Annotated in this window: 15 protein-coding genes; 3 read left to right on the top strand and 12 right to left on the bottom strand. The window is 65.0% G+C overall.

Features of this window, described 5'->3' with window-relative positions:
* Positions 1–87: 87 nt before the first annotated feature.
* Positions 88–870, top strand: coding sequence for a tRNA pseudouridine(38-40) synthase TruA (gene truA, locus F3W81_RS08710; protein ID WP_193083202.1), 783 nt, complete (start codon positions 88–90; stop codon positions 868–870).
* 146 nt (positions 871–1,016) lie between these two features.
* Here truA and F3W81_RS08705 read toward each other — a convergent pair whose 3' ends face one another.
* Positions 1,017–2,234 carry a DegT/DnrJ/EryC1/StrS family aminotransferase gene (locus F3W81_RS08705; protein WP_193083201.1) on the bottom strand — a complete coding sequence of 406 codons (1,218 nt, stop codon included), beginning with the start codon at positions 2,232–2,234 and terminating at the stop codon, positions 1,017–1,019.
* 195 nt (positions 2,235–2,429) lie between these two features.
* On the opposite strand from F3W81_RS08705, the gene F3W81_RS08700 reads away from it, so the two are divergent.
* On the top strand, positions 2,430–2,918 hold the full coding sequence (locus F3W81_RS08700) for a GNAT family N-acetyltransferase (protein ID WP_193083200.1): 489 nt from the start codon (positions 2,430–2,432) through the stop codon (positions 2,916–2,918).
* Positions 2,919–2,964: 46 nt separating this feature from the next.
* On the opposite strand, the gene F3W81_RS08695 is transcribed toward F3W81_RS08700, so the two are convergent.
* The 11 genes from F3W81_RS08695 to ppk2 form a co-directional block, all read right to left on the bottom strand.
* On the bottom strand, positions 2,965–4,269 hold the full coding sequence (locus F3W81_RS08695; protein WP_193083199.1) for an NAD(P)/FAD-dependent oxidoreductase: 1,305 nt from the start codon (positions 4,267–4,269) through the stop codon (positions 2,965–2,967).
* Positions 4,270–4,393: 124 nt separating this feature from the next.
* Positions 4,394–5,755 (bottom strand): glutamine synthetase family protein, encoded by a 1,362-nt coding sequence (locus F3W81_RS08690; protein WP_193083198.1) that lies wholly within the window; start codon positions 5,753–5,755, stop codon positions 4,394–4,396.
* Complete coding sequence (locus F3W81_RS08685) at positions 5,745–6,431, bottom strand: type 1 glutamine amidotransferase (RefSeq protein ID WP_193083197.1); 687 nt, start codon at positions 6,429–6,431, stop codon at positions 5,745–5,747. Before F3W81_RS08685 ends, F3W81_RS08690 begins: the two co-directional genes overlap by 11 nt.
* Positions 6,432–6,557: 126 nt before the next feature.
* Positions 6,558–7,874 carry a glutamine synthetase family protein gene (locus F3W81_RS08680; protein ID WP_193083196.1) on the bottom strand — a complete coding sequence of 439 codons (1,317 nt, stop codon included), beginning with the start codon at positions 7,872–7,874 and terminating at the stop codon, positions 6,558–6,560.
* A gap of 174 nt (positions 7,875–8,048) precedes the next feature.
* On the bottom strand, positions 8,049–8,888 hold the full coding sequence (locus F3W81_RS08675) for an ABC transporter permease (RefSeq protein WP_193083195.1): 840 nt from the start codon (positions 8,886–8,888) through the stop codon (positions 8,049–8,051).
* A 13-nt stretch (positions 8,889–8,901) separates the two neighbouring features.
* The gene (locus tag F3W81_RS08670) at positions 8,902–9,777 is read right to left on the bottom strand and encodes an ABC transporter permease (protein WP_193083194.1); all 876 of its coding nucleotides are present in this window, start codon (positions 9,775–9,777) and stop codon (positions 8,902–8,904) included.
* A gap of 221 nt (positions 9,778–9,998) precedes the next feature.
* Positions 9,999–10,718 carry a transporter substrate-binding domain-containing protein gene (locus tag F3W81_RS08665; RefSeq protein ID WP_193083193.1) on the bottom strand — a complete coding sequence of 240 codons (720 nt, stop codon included), beginning with the start codon at positions 10,716–10,718 and terminating at the stop codon, positions 9,999–10,001.
* 77 nt (positions 10,719–10,795) lie between these two features.
* On the bottom strand, positions 10,796–11,572 hold the full coding sequence (locus F3W81_RS08660) for an ABC transporter ATP-binding protein (RefSeq protein WP_319022306.1): 777 nt from the start codon (positions 11,570–11,572) through the stop codon (positions 10,796–10,798).
* A gap of 79 nt (positions 11,573–11,651) precedes the next feature.
* A complete protein-coding gene (locus F3W81_RS08655; RefSeq protein WP_193083192.1) occupies positions 11,652–12,446 on the bottom strand; it encodes a phosphate/phosphite/phosphonate ABC transporter substrate-binding protein in 795 nt (264 codons plus the stop codon).
* Positions 12,447–12,450: 4 nt separating this feature from the next.
* A complete protein-coding gene (locus F3W81_RS08650; protein ID WP_193083191.1) occupies positions 12,451–12,894 on the bottom strand; it encodes a tellurite resistance TerB family protein in 444 nt (147 codons plus the stop codon).
* An 87-nt stretch (positions 12,895–12,981) separates the two neighbouring features.
* Positions 12,982–13,899 (bottom strand): polyphosphate kinase 2, encoded by a 918-nt coding sequence (gene ppk2, locus F3W81_RS08645; protein ID WP_193083190.1) that lies wholly within the window; start codon positions 13,897–13,899, stop codon positions 12,982–12,984.
* Positions 13,900–14,191: 292 nt separating this feature from the next.
* Here ppk2 and F3W81_RS08640 point away from each other — a divergent pair, with 292 nt between their 5' ends.
* Positions 14,192–15,490: an MFS transporter gene (locus F3W81_RS08640; RefSeq protein ID WP_193083189.1), complete on the top strand. Its 1,299-nt coding sequence runs from the start codon at positions 14,192–14,194 to the stop codon at positions 15,488–15,490.
* Positions 15,491–15,605 lie beyond the last annotated feature (115 nt).

Here is a 15,605-nt window from a genome sequence, read left to right as displayed (position 1 = left end):
GATAGACGGGACGCGGCCCATTTCCAAGGTTGTGTGGCGGCACAGGAAGGGATTGCCCGTGCCCCGCGTATTCAGTAGATGCCCGACATGCCCAGATATGCCCTGAAAATTGAATATAACGGCGCGCCCTTCTCCGGCTGGCAAAAGCAGGCCGAGCTGCCCTCGGTACAGCGCGCGATCGAGATCGCGCTGGATCGGCTGGAAGTGGGTGAGCATCAGATCGTCGCCGCCGGGCGCACAGACGCCGGAGTGCATGCGCTTGGTCAGGTCGCCCATTGCGAAACCACCCGGAACTGGGCTCCCTTTCGCCTGCAGGAGGCCGTGAACTTCCACCTCAAACCGCACCCGGTGGCGCTGGTGGATGTGGCGCAGGTGGCCGAGGACTGGCATGCCCGCTTCTCAGCCAAGGAACGGCGCTACATGTTCCGTATCGTGATGCGCCGCCCGCCGGTGACGCATGAGGCCGGGCTGGTCTGGCAGGTCAAACGACCGCTGGATATCGAGCGCATGCGCGCGGGCGCGGCAGAGCTGATCGGCCACCACGATTTCACGACATTCCGCAGCACGATCTGCCAGGCGAAAAGCCCGATGAAGACGCTGGACGAAATCCGCATCGAGGAGTTCGAGGGCGCCTCAGGCCCTGAAATGCGCCTCTATGTGCGGGCCCGCAGCTTCCTTCACAATCAGGTCCGCTCCATCGTCGGCACGCTGGAAAAAGTCGGCGTCGGCGCTTGGGAGCCAGAGGACGTTGCCAAGGCGCTTGCGGCGCGCGATCGCGCGGCCTGCGGGCCGGTCAGCCCGCCGCATGGGCTTTATCTGGCGAGTGTCGGATACCCCGAAGATCCCTTTGCAAACAGTTGCAACGACTGAAGGGGCGCTGCCCCCGGCCTTCGGCCTCCCCCGAAGTACTTTTCGCAAGATGATATAGAGCCACGGCTCCCTGTCATCTTGCTGAAAATACTTCCGCCGGAGGCGTGCGGGAGATTGACGGGTCGCAACGAAGGCGTTTGGGCCGCTCAGGTGCCGTAAGCGGCCTCGGCCGGGGTCATGACGTCGGCGGCGGCCGAGATCAGGGCGTCGGCGATCATGTCGCAATCGGACAGAGTGAGGCGGGCGGGCAGGCGGCAGTCGCAGGCACGCATCAGCATGGCGCGGGTTTTTGGCAGCTCGGGCAGGTCTTCGATGAACTGCCAGTTCCAGAAGGCGCGGGCGTTGTCGGTGGACATGCCGAAAACCTGGACCTTGATACCGTAGCGGGCAGCAGCGGCCTGGAAGGCCAGTGTTTCTTCGTCCGTGAGGCCTGTCAGGTTGAACTGCAGGCTGTCGGGCGCGCGCTCTTCGGGAGCGAGTTTCGCGGGGACGTCGATCCAGGGGCTGGTCGAGATGCGGGCTGCCGTGTGGTCGTGGTTGCGGCGGCCATCGCGGATGCGGCGGGCGACTTCGGGCAGTTGGGCCCGCGCTATGGTCGCGGACATGTTCGACAGGCGCAGGTTGTAGAGGGGCAGCTGATTTTGCCAGCGTTCGAGCGCGCGGACCAGTTCGTCGGAGTTTTCGCCACGGCGGGCTTTGTGCTTTTTCCACATATGCTCATAGGCGCCGGACATGATGATGGCGCGGGCGACCAGCTCGGCGTCGTCGGTGACGAGGATGCCGCCTTCGCCGGAGTTGATCATCTTGTAGCTCTGGAACGAGAAACATCCGATGCGGCCGATGGTGCCGATGTTGCGACCGGCCCAGGTGGTGCCGAGGGAGTGGGCCGCATCTTCGATCACCGGAATATCGCGGGCATCGCAGAGCGCCATGATCGCGTCCATGTCAGAGGTATGGCCGCGCATGTGCGAGATGATCACCGCCTGCACATCGTCGAGGCGGGCGGTGAAATCGGCGATGTCGATGCGGTAGTTGTCACCGACTTCGCAGAGGACGGGCACGCAGTCGGCGTGCACGATGGAGGAGGGGACAGCGGCGAAGGTGAAGCCGGGGATCATCACGCGGGCACCGCGCGGCAGGTTCAGCGCTTTCAGCGACAGGAACAGCGCGGCCGAGCAGGAGGAAACCGCGAGGGCGAAGCGCGCGCCCATCATCTCGGCAAATTCGGTTTCGAGCAGGGTGACGGGAGAGTTTTCGGGGGCGGTGTAGCGGAAGAGGTCGCCGGAGGTCAGCAGCCGCTCGATCTCGGCACGGGCGGCTTCGGGGATCGGTTCGGCGTCATAGACATTCGGCGGCAGTGTCATTGTCTTCGGCTTTCCTGAAAGTGTCATTCGGAAAAGTTAAACGAAATGGCGGGCAATGCAAAATGAAATCTGTGTAACGGCGGGGAAAGCAGGCGTTTGGGGCTTAGGGCTGGGACTGTCCGTTGCGGGCCTGTTTGGGCTTGTGGCGGGGGTGGCCTCAGAGCTATGCGCGCGGCGTGACAACTGGAGACTGCCATGACTGATGAGTTGACCATTCGCGCTGCGGCCCAAGGCGACATTGGCCCCCTGACCATGATCATGCAGGAGTGCATGCAGCATTACTTCGGCACAGGCGCCGGGGGTGCGCAGGCCGCGCAGGCGCTGCTGGGGGCGGGGGCGCGCTCGGTCGAGACCGTGGTCGCCTTTGTCGGGGAGGAAGCCGTGGGCTTTGCCACCTTTGCGGTGGTCTATCCGGGGCCAGAGGGACGCGGGACGCTGTATATGAAGGATTTGTTCGTGTCGGGGAACGCGCGGTCGCGCAATCTGGGGCGGCGGCTGATGGCGCATCTGGGCGGGGTCGCCGCAGCACGGGGGTGCATCCGTTTTGACTGGACGGCGGAGACGAGCAACCCTCGGGCGCTGGCGTTTTATGACCGGATTGGGGCCGCGCGGGTGGAGGAGAAGGTCTATTTCCGTCTGGAGGGCGCGCGTTTGCAGGCGTTCATTGCGGAGGGCGCAGAGTGACGGCGCCCCGGCCCCTGTCCAAGGGAGGTGGGATCGGGGCCGCGTGTCACACCCCGAGGCGGTCACGCAGGGCAAACCAGCTCATCGCCAGCACCAGCAGCGGCGCGCGCATCGCCGGGCCGCCGGGAAAGGCGGGCGCGGGCATGCGGGACATGGTGTCAAAGCCCGCCGCCTGCCCTTGAACGGCGAGGGCCATCAGCTGACCGGCGTGGGTCGCCGTGCCGAGGCCGTGGCCGGAGTACCCCGAGGCCGTCAGGATGTTCGGCGCCAGCCGGGCGAAGAAGGGCGCGCGCTTCATGGTGATGCCGAGGGTGCCGCCCCAGGCGTAGTCGATGCGGATGTCCTTCAGGTGCGGGAAGATCTCGGTCATCGGTTTGCGGACCTTGGCGGCGATGTCTTCGGGGAAGCGGTAGCCATAGCTTTCGCCGCCCCCGAAGAGCAGGCGCTTGTCCGGGGTCAGGCGGAAGTAGTTCACCACGAACTTGCTGTCGGCGATGGCGACATCGCGGGTCAGCACGCGCAGGGCTTCGTCGCCGAGCGGCTCGGTGACGGCGATGAAGTTGTTGATCGGCATGACGCGGCGCGCGGGTTCGCGGTGCAGAGGCGTCATGTAGCCGTTGCCAGCCAGCAGGACATGGTCGGCGGTGACGGTGCCGGTGGCGGTTTTCAGCGTCGCGGGCTGGCCGGGGGTGAGGTAGAGCACCTCGGAGGTCTCAAAGATCTGCGCCCCGGCGTCGCGGGCGGCGCGGGCGAGGCCGAGGGCGAATTTCAGCGGGTGCAGATGCGCGGCCCCGTGATCGAGGATGCCGCCGTCATAGGCGGGTGAGGGGCAGAGGGCGTTGGAGGCCGTGGCGTCGAGACGCTCCATCTGGGTATAGCCGTAGCGGCTTTGCAGCAGGTCGGCGTAGTCGTGCAGGTGTTTGGCGTCCGAGGCGGAGCAGCCGACCCAGGCGACGCCGGGTTTCAGCTCGGCCTCGATATCGTGTTTTGCGATCAGGGAGGTGACGAGGCTCTTGGCGTCTTCGCCCAGGTGCCAGAGTTTGGCGGCATCCTCGGGGCCGAGCCATTTTTCCAGGTCGTCCTGATAGGGGCGCTGGCCGGAGCCGAGCTGGCCGCCGTTGCGCCCCGAGGCACCGAAACCGACGCGCTGTGCCTCAAGCAGGACCACGGAGAGGCCCGCTTCGGCAGCGTGAAGGGCCGCAGAGAGGCCGGTGTAGCCGCCGCCGACGATCGCGACATCAGCGCGGATGTCACGGTCGAGCGCGGGGAAGGGGGCGAGCTGGGGGGCGGTGGCGGCGTACCAGCTGGGCGGGTAGGCGCCCTTGGTGTCGTTGGCGTAGAGGAGCTTCATGAGGGCTTTCGGATTTTGGGGCCTCCTGTGCCTTTTGGGCGGGTGGGGCCTTCGGCGAAAGTATTTGGGGCAAGATGACGGGGGAGCCGCGCGCGAAAGGAGGGGGCGCGCGGCTTTGGTGTCGTCAGGCGTTGAGGAGGAGGTGTTCGCGTTCCCACGGGGAGATCACGTTGAGGAATTCCTCGTACTCGGTGCGTTTCACGATGGAGTAGACGCGCAGGAATTCCGGGCCGAGGACCTCGCCCAGGGCGGTGGCGCCGTCCATCACGTCGAGCGCTTCGCCGAGGGTGCGGGGGAAGTCGCCCTCGCCCTCATAGGCGTCGCCGCGGAACTGCTTGCTGGGGCGTTCCTCGTTCATCAGGCCGAGGTAGCCGGCGGCCAGCGAGGCGGCGATGCCGAGGTAGGGGTTGCAATCCATGCCGGCGACGCGGTTTTCGATCCGGCGCGCCTCGGTGTCGGAGATCGGCACGCGGATGCCGGTGGTGCGGTTGTCGCGACCCCATTCGAGGTTGATCGGGGCGGCATGGTCCTTGACGTAGCGGCGGTAGGAATTGACGTAGGGCGCCAGCAGGGGGATCGCCTCGGGGAGGTGTTTCTGCAGGCCGCCGATGAAGGTGAAGAAGGCGTCGGTTTCGCCGCCTGCGGGGCCGGTGAAGATGTTCTTGCCGGTTTCGATATCCATCACCGAGTGGTGGATGTGCATGGCCGAGCCGGGCTCGCCCGCGATGGGTTTGGCCATGAAGGTGGCGAAACAATCGTGGCGCAGGGCGGCTTCGCGGATCAGGCGCTTGAAGTAGAACACTTCGTCCGCGAGCTTGACAGGGCTGCCGTGGCGCAGGTTGATCTCAAGCTGGCCGGCGCCGCCTTCCTGGGTGATGCCGTCGATCTCGAACCCTTGCGCTTCGGCGAAGTCGTAGATGTCGTCGATCACGGGGCCGAATTCATCCACGGCGGTCATCGAATAGGCCTGACGGGCGGCGGCGGGGCGGCCCGAGCGGCCCATCATCGGCTCGATCGGCTTGGCCGGGTCGATGTTGCGCGCGACGAGGTAGAACTCCATCTCCGGCGCGACGATCGGTTTCCAGCCCTGATCTTCGTAGAGTTTGCAGACCCGTTTCAGCACGTTGCGCGGCGAAAAGGGGATCGGCTGATCCTTGCGGTCGTAGGCGTCGTGGATGATCTGCAGCGTCCAGTCGCCGGTCCAGGGGGCGGCGGTGGCGGTGGAGTAGTCGGGCTTGAGGATCATGTCCGGTTCGGTGAAGCCCTCGGCCCCGGCGGCATCGGACCAGTCGCCTGTGATGGTCTGGAAGAAGATCGAGTTCGGCAGGTGGAAGTATTTCTGCCGGGTGAACTTGGTGGCGGGAACGGCCTTGCCACGGGCGATGCCGGGCAGGTCGGAGATGATGCATTCAACCTCGTCCAGACGGCGGTTTTCCAGGTATTCCTGGGCCGACTGCGGGATCTGCTTGGTCCATTCAGCTGTCATTTTGCGATCCTTTGAAGAGGGCGGCCATGCGATCGGCCTCGGCCTGGGCCGTGGTGGGGGTGTCGACGGCGCTGTGTGCGGCATCGATCAGATCGGGGGGCACGACACCGGGCGCGCGGGTGGCGAGCAGCGAGGCGACGACGGGGGCGGTGAATTCGGGATGGGCCTGCACGGTGTAGATCTTGTCGCCATAAAGCAGCGCTGCGTTTTCGCAGAACGGCGAGGAGGCGACGACGCGCGCGCCCTCGGGCACCTGCGTCACCTGATCCTGGTGCCAGGCGTTCAGCGTCACGTCACCAGCGTCGCCCGTATAGCGGGTCGCACCTACCGACCAGCCACCGGAGAATTTCTCGACCTTGCCGCCGAGGGCCTGGGCGATGATCTGGTGGCCGAAGCAGACGCCGACCAGTGGGCGACCGGTGTCGCGGATCTCGCGGATCAGATCTTCAAGTGGGGGGATCCATGCGTGATCTTCATAGGCGCCGTGGCGCGAGCCGGTGATCAGCCAGCCATCGCAGGTGGTGGCGCTGTCGGGAAAGACGCCGTCGACGACGGGAAAGGTTTCAAAGGTGAAGCCGTTGCCGTCGAGCAGCTGGGTGAACAGTTTCGGGTAGTCGCCGATCGCGTCGCGGATCTCGTCTGGCGCGTGGCCGGTCTGCAGGATGCCGATTTTCATAAAACACCGATGTTTGTCGTGCTGAGGGTAGAGGAGCGGAGAACAGGCGGCAAGGGCCGGGAGGTGTCAGGCCCTGTGCCGGGGATCGCGGCCCGCCCTGCTGCATGGCAGAAGGGCGGTACCGCCTCAGACCGTTTCCAGGTAGACCATCCAGTGCTCTTCCGGGGGCAGTTCGGCCAGTCGGCGGACCTCCTGCCGTTTCGTCATGGTCAGGTTCTGGATCAGCTCGGGCGTGAAGATGCGCGCCATGACGGGGTCGATCTCGAACCGGTCGATGGCACTGGCCCAGTCGGGCATGATGCCGGGCAGGTCGAGGTCATAGGCGTTGCCTGTGATCGGCTCGGAGGGTTGCAGGCCGTCCTCGATCCCTGCCAGCGCGGAGCCGAGGATGGCTGAGAGCGTCAGGTAGGGGTTGATGTCACCACAAGCGACGCGGTGTTCGATGCGGCGCGCGCGGTGCGGGCCGGAGGGAATGCGGATCGCGGCGGTGCGGTTCTCATAGGCCCAGCAGGCGCTGGTGGGGGCGTGGGCCCCGGGCGCGAAGCGGGCGTAGGAATTGCCATGCGGCGCCCAGAGCAGCGTGCCGCCCGGCATCCCCGCGATACAGCCCGCGACGGCGTTGCGCAGCAGCTCGGTGCCCTTGGGGCCGCCATCGTCGAAGATGTTGTTGCCGTCTTCGTCCAGCACGGAAAAGTGCACATGCATGCCGTTGCCGGCGTCATTGGGGAAGGGCTTGGCCATGAAGGTCGCGGCCATGTCGTGACGCCGCGCCATGCCACGGACGAGGCTTTTGAACAGCCAGGCGTCATCTGCGGCGGCCATCGCATCGCGGTGCGCGAGGTTGATCTCGAACTGCCCCAGACCCGCTTCGGAGGAGGCCGAGTCCGCCGGGATATCCATGGCGTCGCAGGCCTCGTAGAGGTCGGTCAGGAAGGCATCGAAGGCATCCAGCTGGCGGATCGACAGGATCGCGTTGCCGAACACCGGGCGACCCGAGATCGGGTTTTGCGGCGCAGAGAGCTGGTGGCCGGTGTCGTCGACAAGATAGAACTCCATCTCGACGGCGGCCTGCACGGTCCAGCCGCGCTCGGCGTAGCGGTCCAGCACCCGGCGCAGGGCGTGGCGCGGATCACCGGCGAAGGGGCGGCCATCGTCGTGGAACATCCACATCGGCACAAGGGCGGAGGGGCTGTCGAGCCAGGGCATCGGCACCGGGCCATGCTCGGTCGGTTTCAGCACGCCATCTTCGTCGCCCGAGGCGAACACCAGCGGCGAATCTTCGATGTCCGCGCCCCAGATATCGACGTTGAGGACGGAAAGCGGCATCCGCGAGCCTTCGATATCAAGCTTGGCATAGGCGGACTGGGGCACACGTTTGCCCCGCATCTGGCCGTTGAGGTCAGCGGCGGCAACACGGAACGTGCGGAATTGATCAAATTGCATTTAGGACTCTGTCTGCGCATGCCGGTGGTCTGGCACACTGGAAACCTTGTCGCGGGCTCAGCAAAAAGCGAGCGTCGCGGGCGTCATCTGAAGCGCTCAGGCAGCCCAGGGGGGGCGTGCCTGGCGATAGGCAGAGGACGTGGTGTCCGGTGAGAGATAGGCCTGAGTCATGCCCTACCTTATCATGGCGATACGCGGGCGCAGCCTTCGTCTTGCATTTGACGGTAAATGCCGGTTGAGGCGGCGATAGATTGCCCCGTAGATCATCACCACCATCAGGGTCAGCAGGATGAAATACATCGCCAGGATCGGATAGGGGATGAAGGGGTTGAAGGTCTTGTCGGCGAAATACTTGGCGTAATAGAGCGCGTCTCCGTTCTGCTGGCGCGCTGGGAACGAGCTGAAATAGACCAGGGTGGTGGCGTGGAACAGGAAGATCGCCTCGTTCGTGTAGGCGGGCCAGCCGAGGCGCAGCATGGTCGGAAAGGTGATGTGGCGGAATTTCTTCCAGCCGGAAAAGCCATAGGCATCAGCGGCTTCAAGATCGCCCTTGGGGACCGAGCGCAGAGCGCCATAGAAGATCTCGCCCGCGTAGGCGGTGGTGTTGAGGAACAGCACGATCAGCGCCCCGGCCCAGGCGCGGGTCAGCCAGCTGGTGTCAGCAGTGAGCGTGACGATCCCGAGGTTCAGCGACAGGCCTTCGCGCGGCAGCAGGGTGAAGGCCTGGTAAAACAGGAAGAACTGGATGAACAGCGGCGAGCCCCGGAAGACGAAGATGAACCAGTCGGCGGGCTTGCGGATGAAGCGGTTGGGCACGTTGCGCGCGCAGGCCAGTGCGATCGAGGCGAAAAAGCCGAAGAACAGCGCGGCAATGCCGAAGTAGAGGTTCCACAGCATCCCCGAGCCGATCAGCACGAACTGATCGCAGAGCGTGAAGTCGCTGCGCGGCAACAGGCGTTCACCGAGGCCGATGGAGCGCAGACCGTAGGTCTGGATGACGTCGATGCAGCTCATCTCCGGACCCCCGTCATGATTTGGCCTGAGACATGCCGGCGAGTGTCGCCTGACCGCGCGACAGGCGCTGGCTGAGACGCTCGAACGCGATTTCGGACAGTTTGGTCATGCCGAGGTAGAACACCAGCAGCGCCAGGAAGTACCACAGCCGCCAGTCGCCATGCGCATAGGCATAGGCGGAGGTCTTCATGCCGCCGAGCTCGCGCGCCCAGTAGACGATATCGGTGATGCCGAGCAGGAACAGCAGCGGCGTGGCCTTGATCAGCACCATCCACAGGTTCGACAGGCCGGGCAGCGCATAGACCCACATCTGCGGTACGAGGATGCGCCAGGTGATCTGGCGGCGCGACAGGCCATAGGCCTCGGCGGTTTCAAGCTGTGCCCGCGGGACGGCATTCATCGCGCCAGAGAGCACGAAGGCCGCGAAGGCGCCGAAGACGAAGGCATAGGCGGCGATGGCGAGGGCGATGGCGTAGAGATCGTGCACCATGGCGGGGGCGCTGGATTGCGGCAGTTTGGCGGCGGCGCAGACCACGAAATCGTTGCCCTGACGGATCGGCATGTCCCAGTCCGGGCATTTGACCTTGTGGCGCACATACTCAAGCCCCTGATCGAGGGCGAGCGGCACGAAGAGAAAGAAGGCGATGTCGGGTACGCCGCGCACGATCGAGGTATAGCCGATGCCGAACCAGCGCAGGGGGGCAATTGCCGAGCGCCGCGCCAGAGCGCCGCCGAAGCCGACGGCAAGCGCAATGGGGGCGGTCACGGCGAGCAGGGCGATGACGACGAGAAAGCTCTCGTAGAACATCATCTGTTTGCCGGTCGTGAGGTAGCAGGCCATCCAGGGGAAGGTGTCGAGCAGGGCCGGATCGGCGCAGAAGTCAAACATCAGGCAGCCTCGGCGTGCTCGGCAGGGGCAGGAGGGGGCGCTGCCCCCGCGCCTGACGGCGCTCCCCCGGAATATTGTCGGCAAGAAGAAGACCCGGGGGCGTCACGCGCGCGCCAACGGGGCGCCGGAGCGATGCGGGCGCTATGGTACCGTGTGGAATATGGGGTGTCTGGCTGAGCATGAGGGGGGCGTGCAGGGCCGGGCGGCCCTGCACAGGTGCATCAATAGATCGAGGTTTCGTCGCCGAAGTACTTCTTGAGCAGGGTGTTCAGCGTGCCGTCTTCCTTCATCGCAGTGATGGCGGTGTCGAATTTGGCTTTCAGCTCGGCGTCGCTTTTGCGCAGGCCCATGCCGATGCCTTCGCCCAGCGGCACCGGATCGCCAACGACGACCAGCGAGCCATCTTCGGTGTAGGGCAGCAGGAAGTCCTGATCGGCGAAGACGGCGTCAGCCTCGCCGTTCTTGACGGCGGCGATGGTTTCATCCCCGGTGGCGAATTCCAGCAGGGTGGCGCCGGTGGTCGCAACGTGGCCTGCCTGAATGGTGCCGGTCTGGGCGGCAACGACGGCGCCTGTCAGATCGATGCCGGCTTCGGGCGCGAGGTAGATCGAGGCGGTGGGGGGGTAGTAATCCTGGGTGAACTCGATGACTTCACGGCGCTCTGCGGTGATCGACATTCCGGCCATGATGGTGTCGTAGTTGCCCGACACTAGGTTGGGGATGATCGAATCCCAGTCGTTGGTGACCCAGGTGCAGGTCAGCTCGGCGCGGGTGCAGAGTTCATCGCCAAGCTCACGCTCAAAGCCTGCGACTTCGCCGTTGTCGTCGATGAAGTTGTACGGAGGGTAGGCGCCCTCGGTGCCCATGCGGATGGTGTCGGCGGCGAAGGCGCCACCGGCGGTGAGGGCCAGAAGGGCGGTGCTGAGGATGAGTTTGTTCATGTAATATCTCCCATATTTTCAGTGTGAGCGGGTTGGTCCCGCCCGGATTGGCCCCGCGTGTCGGGGGCGAAAGGCTGTCAGGCGGTTTGGGTCGCGCTGAGGAATTGTTGCAGGCGTTCGGTTTGCGGGCTGCCGAAGATCGCGGAGGGGGGGCCTTCCTCGATCAGGTTGCCCTGATGCAGGAAGACGACGTGATCCGAGACATCGGCGGCAAGGCGCATGTCGTGGGTGACCAGCAGCATGGTGCGCCCCTCGGCCGCGAGGGCCTTGATGACCTTGACGACCTCCTGCTCCAGCTCGGGGTCGAGGGCGGAGGTCGGTTCGTCAAACAGCAGCGCTTCGGGTTCCATGCAGAGGGCGCGGGCGATGGCGGCGCGCTGTTGCTGACCGCCCGAGAGCTGGGCGGGCCAGGCATCGGCCTTGTCGGCGATGCCGACCTTGGCGAGATAGGCGCGGGCCTTCGGCTCAACCTCTTCGCGGGGGCGGCCGAGCACGGTGATCGGGGCCTCCATGACGTTCTGCAGGATGGTCATGTGGGACCAGAGGTTGAACTGCTGAAACACCATCGACAGGTTCGTGCGGATGCGCAGCACCTGCTTGGGATTGCCGGGGCGGCGGTGGCTGCCATGGCCTTTCCACTGCACCGCTTCGCCCTTGAACAGGATATCGCCCTGCTGGCTGTGTTCCAGCAGGTTTGCGCAGCGCAGCAGGGTGGATTTACCCGATCCGGAGGAGCCGATGAGGGAAATCACGTCACCGCGCGCGGCGCGCATCGACACGCCCTTGAGGACCTCCAGCGCACCATAGGCTTTGTGCAGGTCGCGGATCTCTATGACGGGTGGGTTTTGGCTCACGTGAGGGGGTATTTCCGGTTTTGCGTTCGCGTCAGTAGGGCGCAGATTTGGGCGGAAATCAACAGCTTCGCAACCGCTTTCAGCTCTGACTTTGCGTTAGTCCGCCTTGTGGGGGCGTGGGTGGTAGCGGAATGGCGAAATAATCGGCGCCTTTGGTCGCGATCAGGCGGGTGAAGCCGATCAGGGCGCGTTCGTCTGGGGAGAGCGCCGCAAGCCCGCGGGAGAGGGCCGCGCGCAGTGGCGCAGGATCGCGCCCGAGGGCGGTGATAAACGGCAGAGCCGGGGTCGGCTCGGTCTGCTCGAGGATGCGCAAGTCCCTGGCGAAGGGCTCAAACGCGGCAAGCAGCTGCCATGTGACGCGGTCGAGCGAGGCGGCTGCGGCGCGGCCTTCGGCGACGGCGCGGGCCGAGGCGGTGTGGCTGCCGGTCTGCAGCAGCGGGCCGAGGGGGGTGTTGCGCTGCGCGGCATGGGCGGCCAGAGCGGCCCAGCCGGATTGCGACAGCGCCTCGTTATAGGCAAAGCGCTGGCCGGCAAGGTCGGCAAAGCGGCGGGCGGGGGCGTCTCGGTGCACCACGATTAGGCTTTGATACTGGCCGGGGGCGAGGTCGGGGAGGCCGGGATCGGGGGTGCCGATCAGGGTCACGTGGCCCTTGAGGCGGGACCGGAATGGCAGGCCACAGGTCTGCGCGATCAGCAGATCAGGGCTTTGCCAGATGTCCCAGAGGTCCGGCCCGCGCGTCAGCGTGGCGGGCCCGTGACCAAGGGCGTCGCGGGTGGCCTGCCAGAGCCTGTCATAGATCGGCGCGGTTTCGGGCCGGTCATACATCGGAAAGGCCGCAATGGAGGGGCCGTTTGCGCTGGCAGGCGCGCCCATCAGCTCACCCGGCGTCGCTCTGGGCGGCCTGACGGGCGCGGGCGCTTTCGGGGTCGGAGATGCCCAGCAGGTTGCTGACAAGGCGCAGGACGGCGTCTTCCTCGGCCTCGCGTTCGCCATCGACGAGGACGACTTTCCACAGGGATTCGACCACCGAGAGACGGTTCTCGTAGGGGACCGCATCCTTGATGGCGCGGGTGAAGCGCACGGTGTCGGGGGCCTGAGTCTCAAGCGTTTCAGCATCTTGCAGCAGGGCTTCGCACTCTTGCGTGGAAAGCGCGTAGCGCTGCGACAGGAGGCGCGCGATCATCGACCGCTCCGCCTTGTCATATACGCCGTCAGAGCGCGCCACGCGCACCATGAGGGCAGAAAGCGCCAGCCGGGCATCCCCGTCGTTCAGGGGATCGGGCTGCGGCGCGATGAGGCGGTTGAGGAAATCTGCAAACATAAGAAATGATATAGGCGGCGCAGGACGCGCCGCCAATGAAGAATGATGCCCGGCCGTTCACGTATTTGCGCCCGGTCCGGAGGCGGGTCAGTATTTCGACGGCACGTAGAGGTCGGGCGGCAGCACTGCGCGTTCGTAATCGCCCTTGTAGACGCGGTTGGGCAGGGCGACCTCCTCATGCGGGACGTCGGTGTAGGGGAACAGCGTCAGCAGGTGGTCCATGCAGTTCAGGCGGGCGCGCTTCTTGTCGTTGCCGGGCACGATGTACCAGGGCGCCTCGTCGATATTGGTGCGGGCGAACATCTCTTCCTTGGCCTTGGTGTATTGTTCCCAGCGGACGCGGCTTTGCAGGTCCATGGGCGAAAGTTTCCACTGTTTCAGCGGGTCATGGATGCGCATCAGAAAGCGCATCTGCTGTTCCTCGTCGGTGATCGAGAACCAGTATTTCACCACGCGGATGCCGGAGCGGACCAGCATCCGTTCAAATTCCGGGACGTCATCGAAGAACTGTTCAACCTCGGGTTCGGAGGCAAAGCCCATCACCCGCTCGACCCCGGCGCGGTTGTACCAGGAGCGGTCGAACAGCACGATCTCGCCACCGGCGGGCAGGTGGGGGACGTAGCGCTGGAAGTACCACTGGGTCTTTTCGCGGTCCGACGGCGCGGGCAGGGCGACGGTGCGTACGACGCGTGGGTTCAAGCGCTGCGCGATCCGCTTGATGACGCCGCCCTTGCCGGCGCTGTCGCGGCCCTCGAAGATCACGACGACCTTTTCCTTGTGGTGCACGACCCAGTCCTGCAGCTTGATCAGCTCAGCCTGCAGCCGCAGCAGGGTGCGGAAGTAATCCGCGCTCGGCAGCGAGGGGGGATGCGCCTTGTTGTAGATTTCGCGGATCTTCATCGACAGGATGGCGTCTTCCAGCTCGATCTCGAAGTCCTCGTCGAGGGTGTCGCGCAACTCGGCCTCAAGCCAGTCTTCGGAGGGGGCGTAATCGTCAGCAGGCATGGGGCGTCCTTGGAGGCAGGGAGAGGGAGCGCGCGCGGGGGCGGCGTACCGGCGGTGTATGGCATCGGGATGTAACGATTTTATGCCAGGTCAGCCTGACAGGGCGCGGGGCGAAAAGCCATGCAATTTCGTCAAACCCGTCATGCGATCACCTAAAATTTCAATAATCACCTTTCGGGCGCATCTTTGTTGCGTTAGGCCCGCCAAACCCAGCGGCCGGGCTTGCCAGAGCGCCTTTTCGACCCTTGCGCCAGCCCCCCTGACCGCAGCCGAAATCAACCGGACGAATGACATGACACAGACGACCAGACCCGCCGCGAGCCCGGCGGACCACACGACGCCATTGAACAAGCCAAGCCGCGTGCTGCTGGCCAGTCTGATTGGCACGACCATTGAATTCTTTGACTTTTACGTCTATGCGACCGCCGCCGTTCTGGTGTTCCCGAGCCTGTTTTTCCCCGGTGAGGATGCCACGACCGCGCTGCTGGCCAGCTTCGCGACCTTCTCGATTGCGTTCTTTGCGCGCCCTCTTGGGGCGGTGGTGTTTGGCCACTTTGGCGACCGGGTCGGGCGCAAGGCGACGCTGGTGGCGGCGCTGCTGACCATGGGTGTTTCCACCGTCATCATCGGCATGCTGCCGACCTATGCCAGCATCGGCGTGGCCGCCCCGGCGCTGCTGGCGTTGTGCCGGTTCGGGCAGGGCTTTGGCCTTGGCGGCGAATGGGGCGGCGCGGTGCTGATCGCGACCGAGAACGCACCGGAGGGCAAGAAAAGCTGGTACGGCATGTTCCCGCAACTGGGCGCGCCGATCGGGCTGTTCCTGTCGTCGGGTCTGTTCACCGTGCTGCTGACCTTCATGAGCCGCGAAGACCTGCTGGCCTGGGGCTGGCGGATCCCGTTCCTCGGCTCGATCGTGCTGATCGTGATCGGCCTCTGGGTGCGTCTGTCGCTGGCCGAAACCACCGCGTTTCAGAAGGCGATGGACAAGGAAGAGCGCGTCTCGGTGCCCTTCATCGAGGTGTTCCGCACCCATAAACGCAGCCTGTTCCTGGGCACTTTCGTGGCGCTGGCGACCTTCGTGCTGTTCTACATCGGCACCGCTTACCTGTTGAGCTATAACGTAAAAGTCCTTCAGATGTCGCTGACGCAGGCGCTGCATGTGCAGCTTTGGGGTGCGATTGTCTTTGGTGTCTTCATCCCGCTGGCCGGCAAGGTCGCCGACCGCGTCAGCCGCTATACCGTGTTGGTGGGGGTGACGGTCGCGATTGCCGTCTTCTCGTTCCTGCTGGACCCGCTGCTGTCGGGCAGCCTGGCGGGCGTTTATGGCTTTGTCACCATCGCCATGATGCTGATGGGCGTGACCTATGGCGTCATCGGGGCGGCTCTTGCGGCGCCCTTTCCGACGGCGGTGCGCTATACCGGATCCTCGCTGGCGTTCAACTTTGCCGGTATCGTCGGGGCCTCGCTGGCGCCCTATATCGCGACCTATCTGCAGGCGAGTTATGGCATGGCCTATGTCGGGTATTACATGCTGATCGCCGCCGTGATCACGCTGCTCTGTGTGCTGGCGATGGGCCGCGACAAGGTCTGACGCCGCCGTTTCTGACCAAGCGAAAGGGCCGTCCCCTGCTGGGGGCGGCCCTTTTTGCATTTCGCTCAGCGGGGACAATTTCGCCGGGTTAACGAGGCAAAACGGCGAAATCGGC

The organism is Pseudooceanicola spongiae, from assembly GCF_014899185.1.
GTDB classification, from domain to species: domain Bacteria; phylum Pseudomonadota; class Alphaproteobacteria; order Rhodobacterales; family Rhodobacteraceae; genus Pseudooceanicola; species Pseudooceanicola spongiae.
The sequence above is the reverse complement of the archived record's forward strand: the minus strand, read 5'-3'. Positions and strand labels throughout refer to the sequence as shown.

Bases quoted from the DNA above. Each gene is read 5' to 3' on its own strand.
- ppk2 (WP_193083190.1), bottom strand. From the start codon at position 13,899: ATGCCTGCTGACGATTACGCCCCCTCCGAAGACTGGCTTGAGGCCGAG.
- F3W81_RS08675 (WP_193083195.1), bottom strand. From the start codon at position 8,888: ATGAGCTGCATCGACGTCATCCAGACCTACGGTCTGCGCTCCATCGGC.
- F3W81_RS08665 (WP_193083193.1), bottom strand. From the start codon at position 10,718: ATGAACAAACTCATCCTCAGCACCGCCCTTCTGGCCCTCACCGCCGGT.
- F3W81_RS08700 (WP_193083200.1), top strand. From the start codon at position 2,430: ATGACTGATGAGTTGACCATTCGCGCTGCGGCCCAAGGCGACATTGGC.
- F3W81_RS08650 (WP_193083191.1), bottom strand. From the start codon at position 12,894: ATGTTTGCAGATTTCCTCAACCGCCTCATCGCGCCGCAGCCCGATCCC.
- F3W81_RS08680 (WP_193083196.1), bottom strand. From the start codon at position 7,874: ATGCAATTTGATCAATTCCGCACGTTCCGTGTTGCCGCCGCTGACCTC.
- F3W81_RS08695 (WP_193083199.1), bottom strand. From the start codon at position 4,269: ATGAAGCTCCTCTACGCCAACGACACCAAGGGCGCCTACCCGCCCAGC.
- F3W81_RS08655 (WP_193083192.1), bottom strand. From the start codon at position 12,446: ATGGGCGCGCCTGCCAGCGCAAACGGCCCCTCCATTGCGGCCTTTCCG.
- truA (WP_193083202.1), top strand. From the start codon at position 88: ATGCCCAGATATGCCCTGAAAATTGAATATAACGGCGCGCCCTTCTCC.
- F3W81_RS08685 (WP_193083197.1), bottom strand. From the start codon at position 6,431: ATGAAAATCGGCATCCTGCAGACCGGCCACGCGCCAGACGAGATCCGC.
- F3W81_RS08670 (WP_193083194.1), bottom strand. From the start codon at position 9,777: ATGTTTGACTTCTGCGCCGATCCGGCCCTGCTCGACACCTTCCCCTGG.
- F3W81_RS08705 (WP_193083201.1), bottom strand. From the start codon at position 2,234: ATGACACTGCCGCCGAATGTCTATGACGCCGAACCGATCCCCGAAGCC.
- F3W81_RS08640 (WP_193083189.1), top strand. From the start codon at position 14,192: ATGACACAGACGACCAGACCCGCCGCGAGCCCGGCGGACCACACGACG.
- F3W81_RS08690 (WP_193083198.1), bottom strand. From the start codon at position 5,755: ATGACAGCTGAATGGACCAAGCAGATCCCGCAGTCGGCCCAGGAATAC.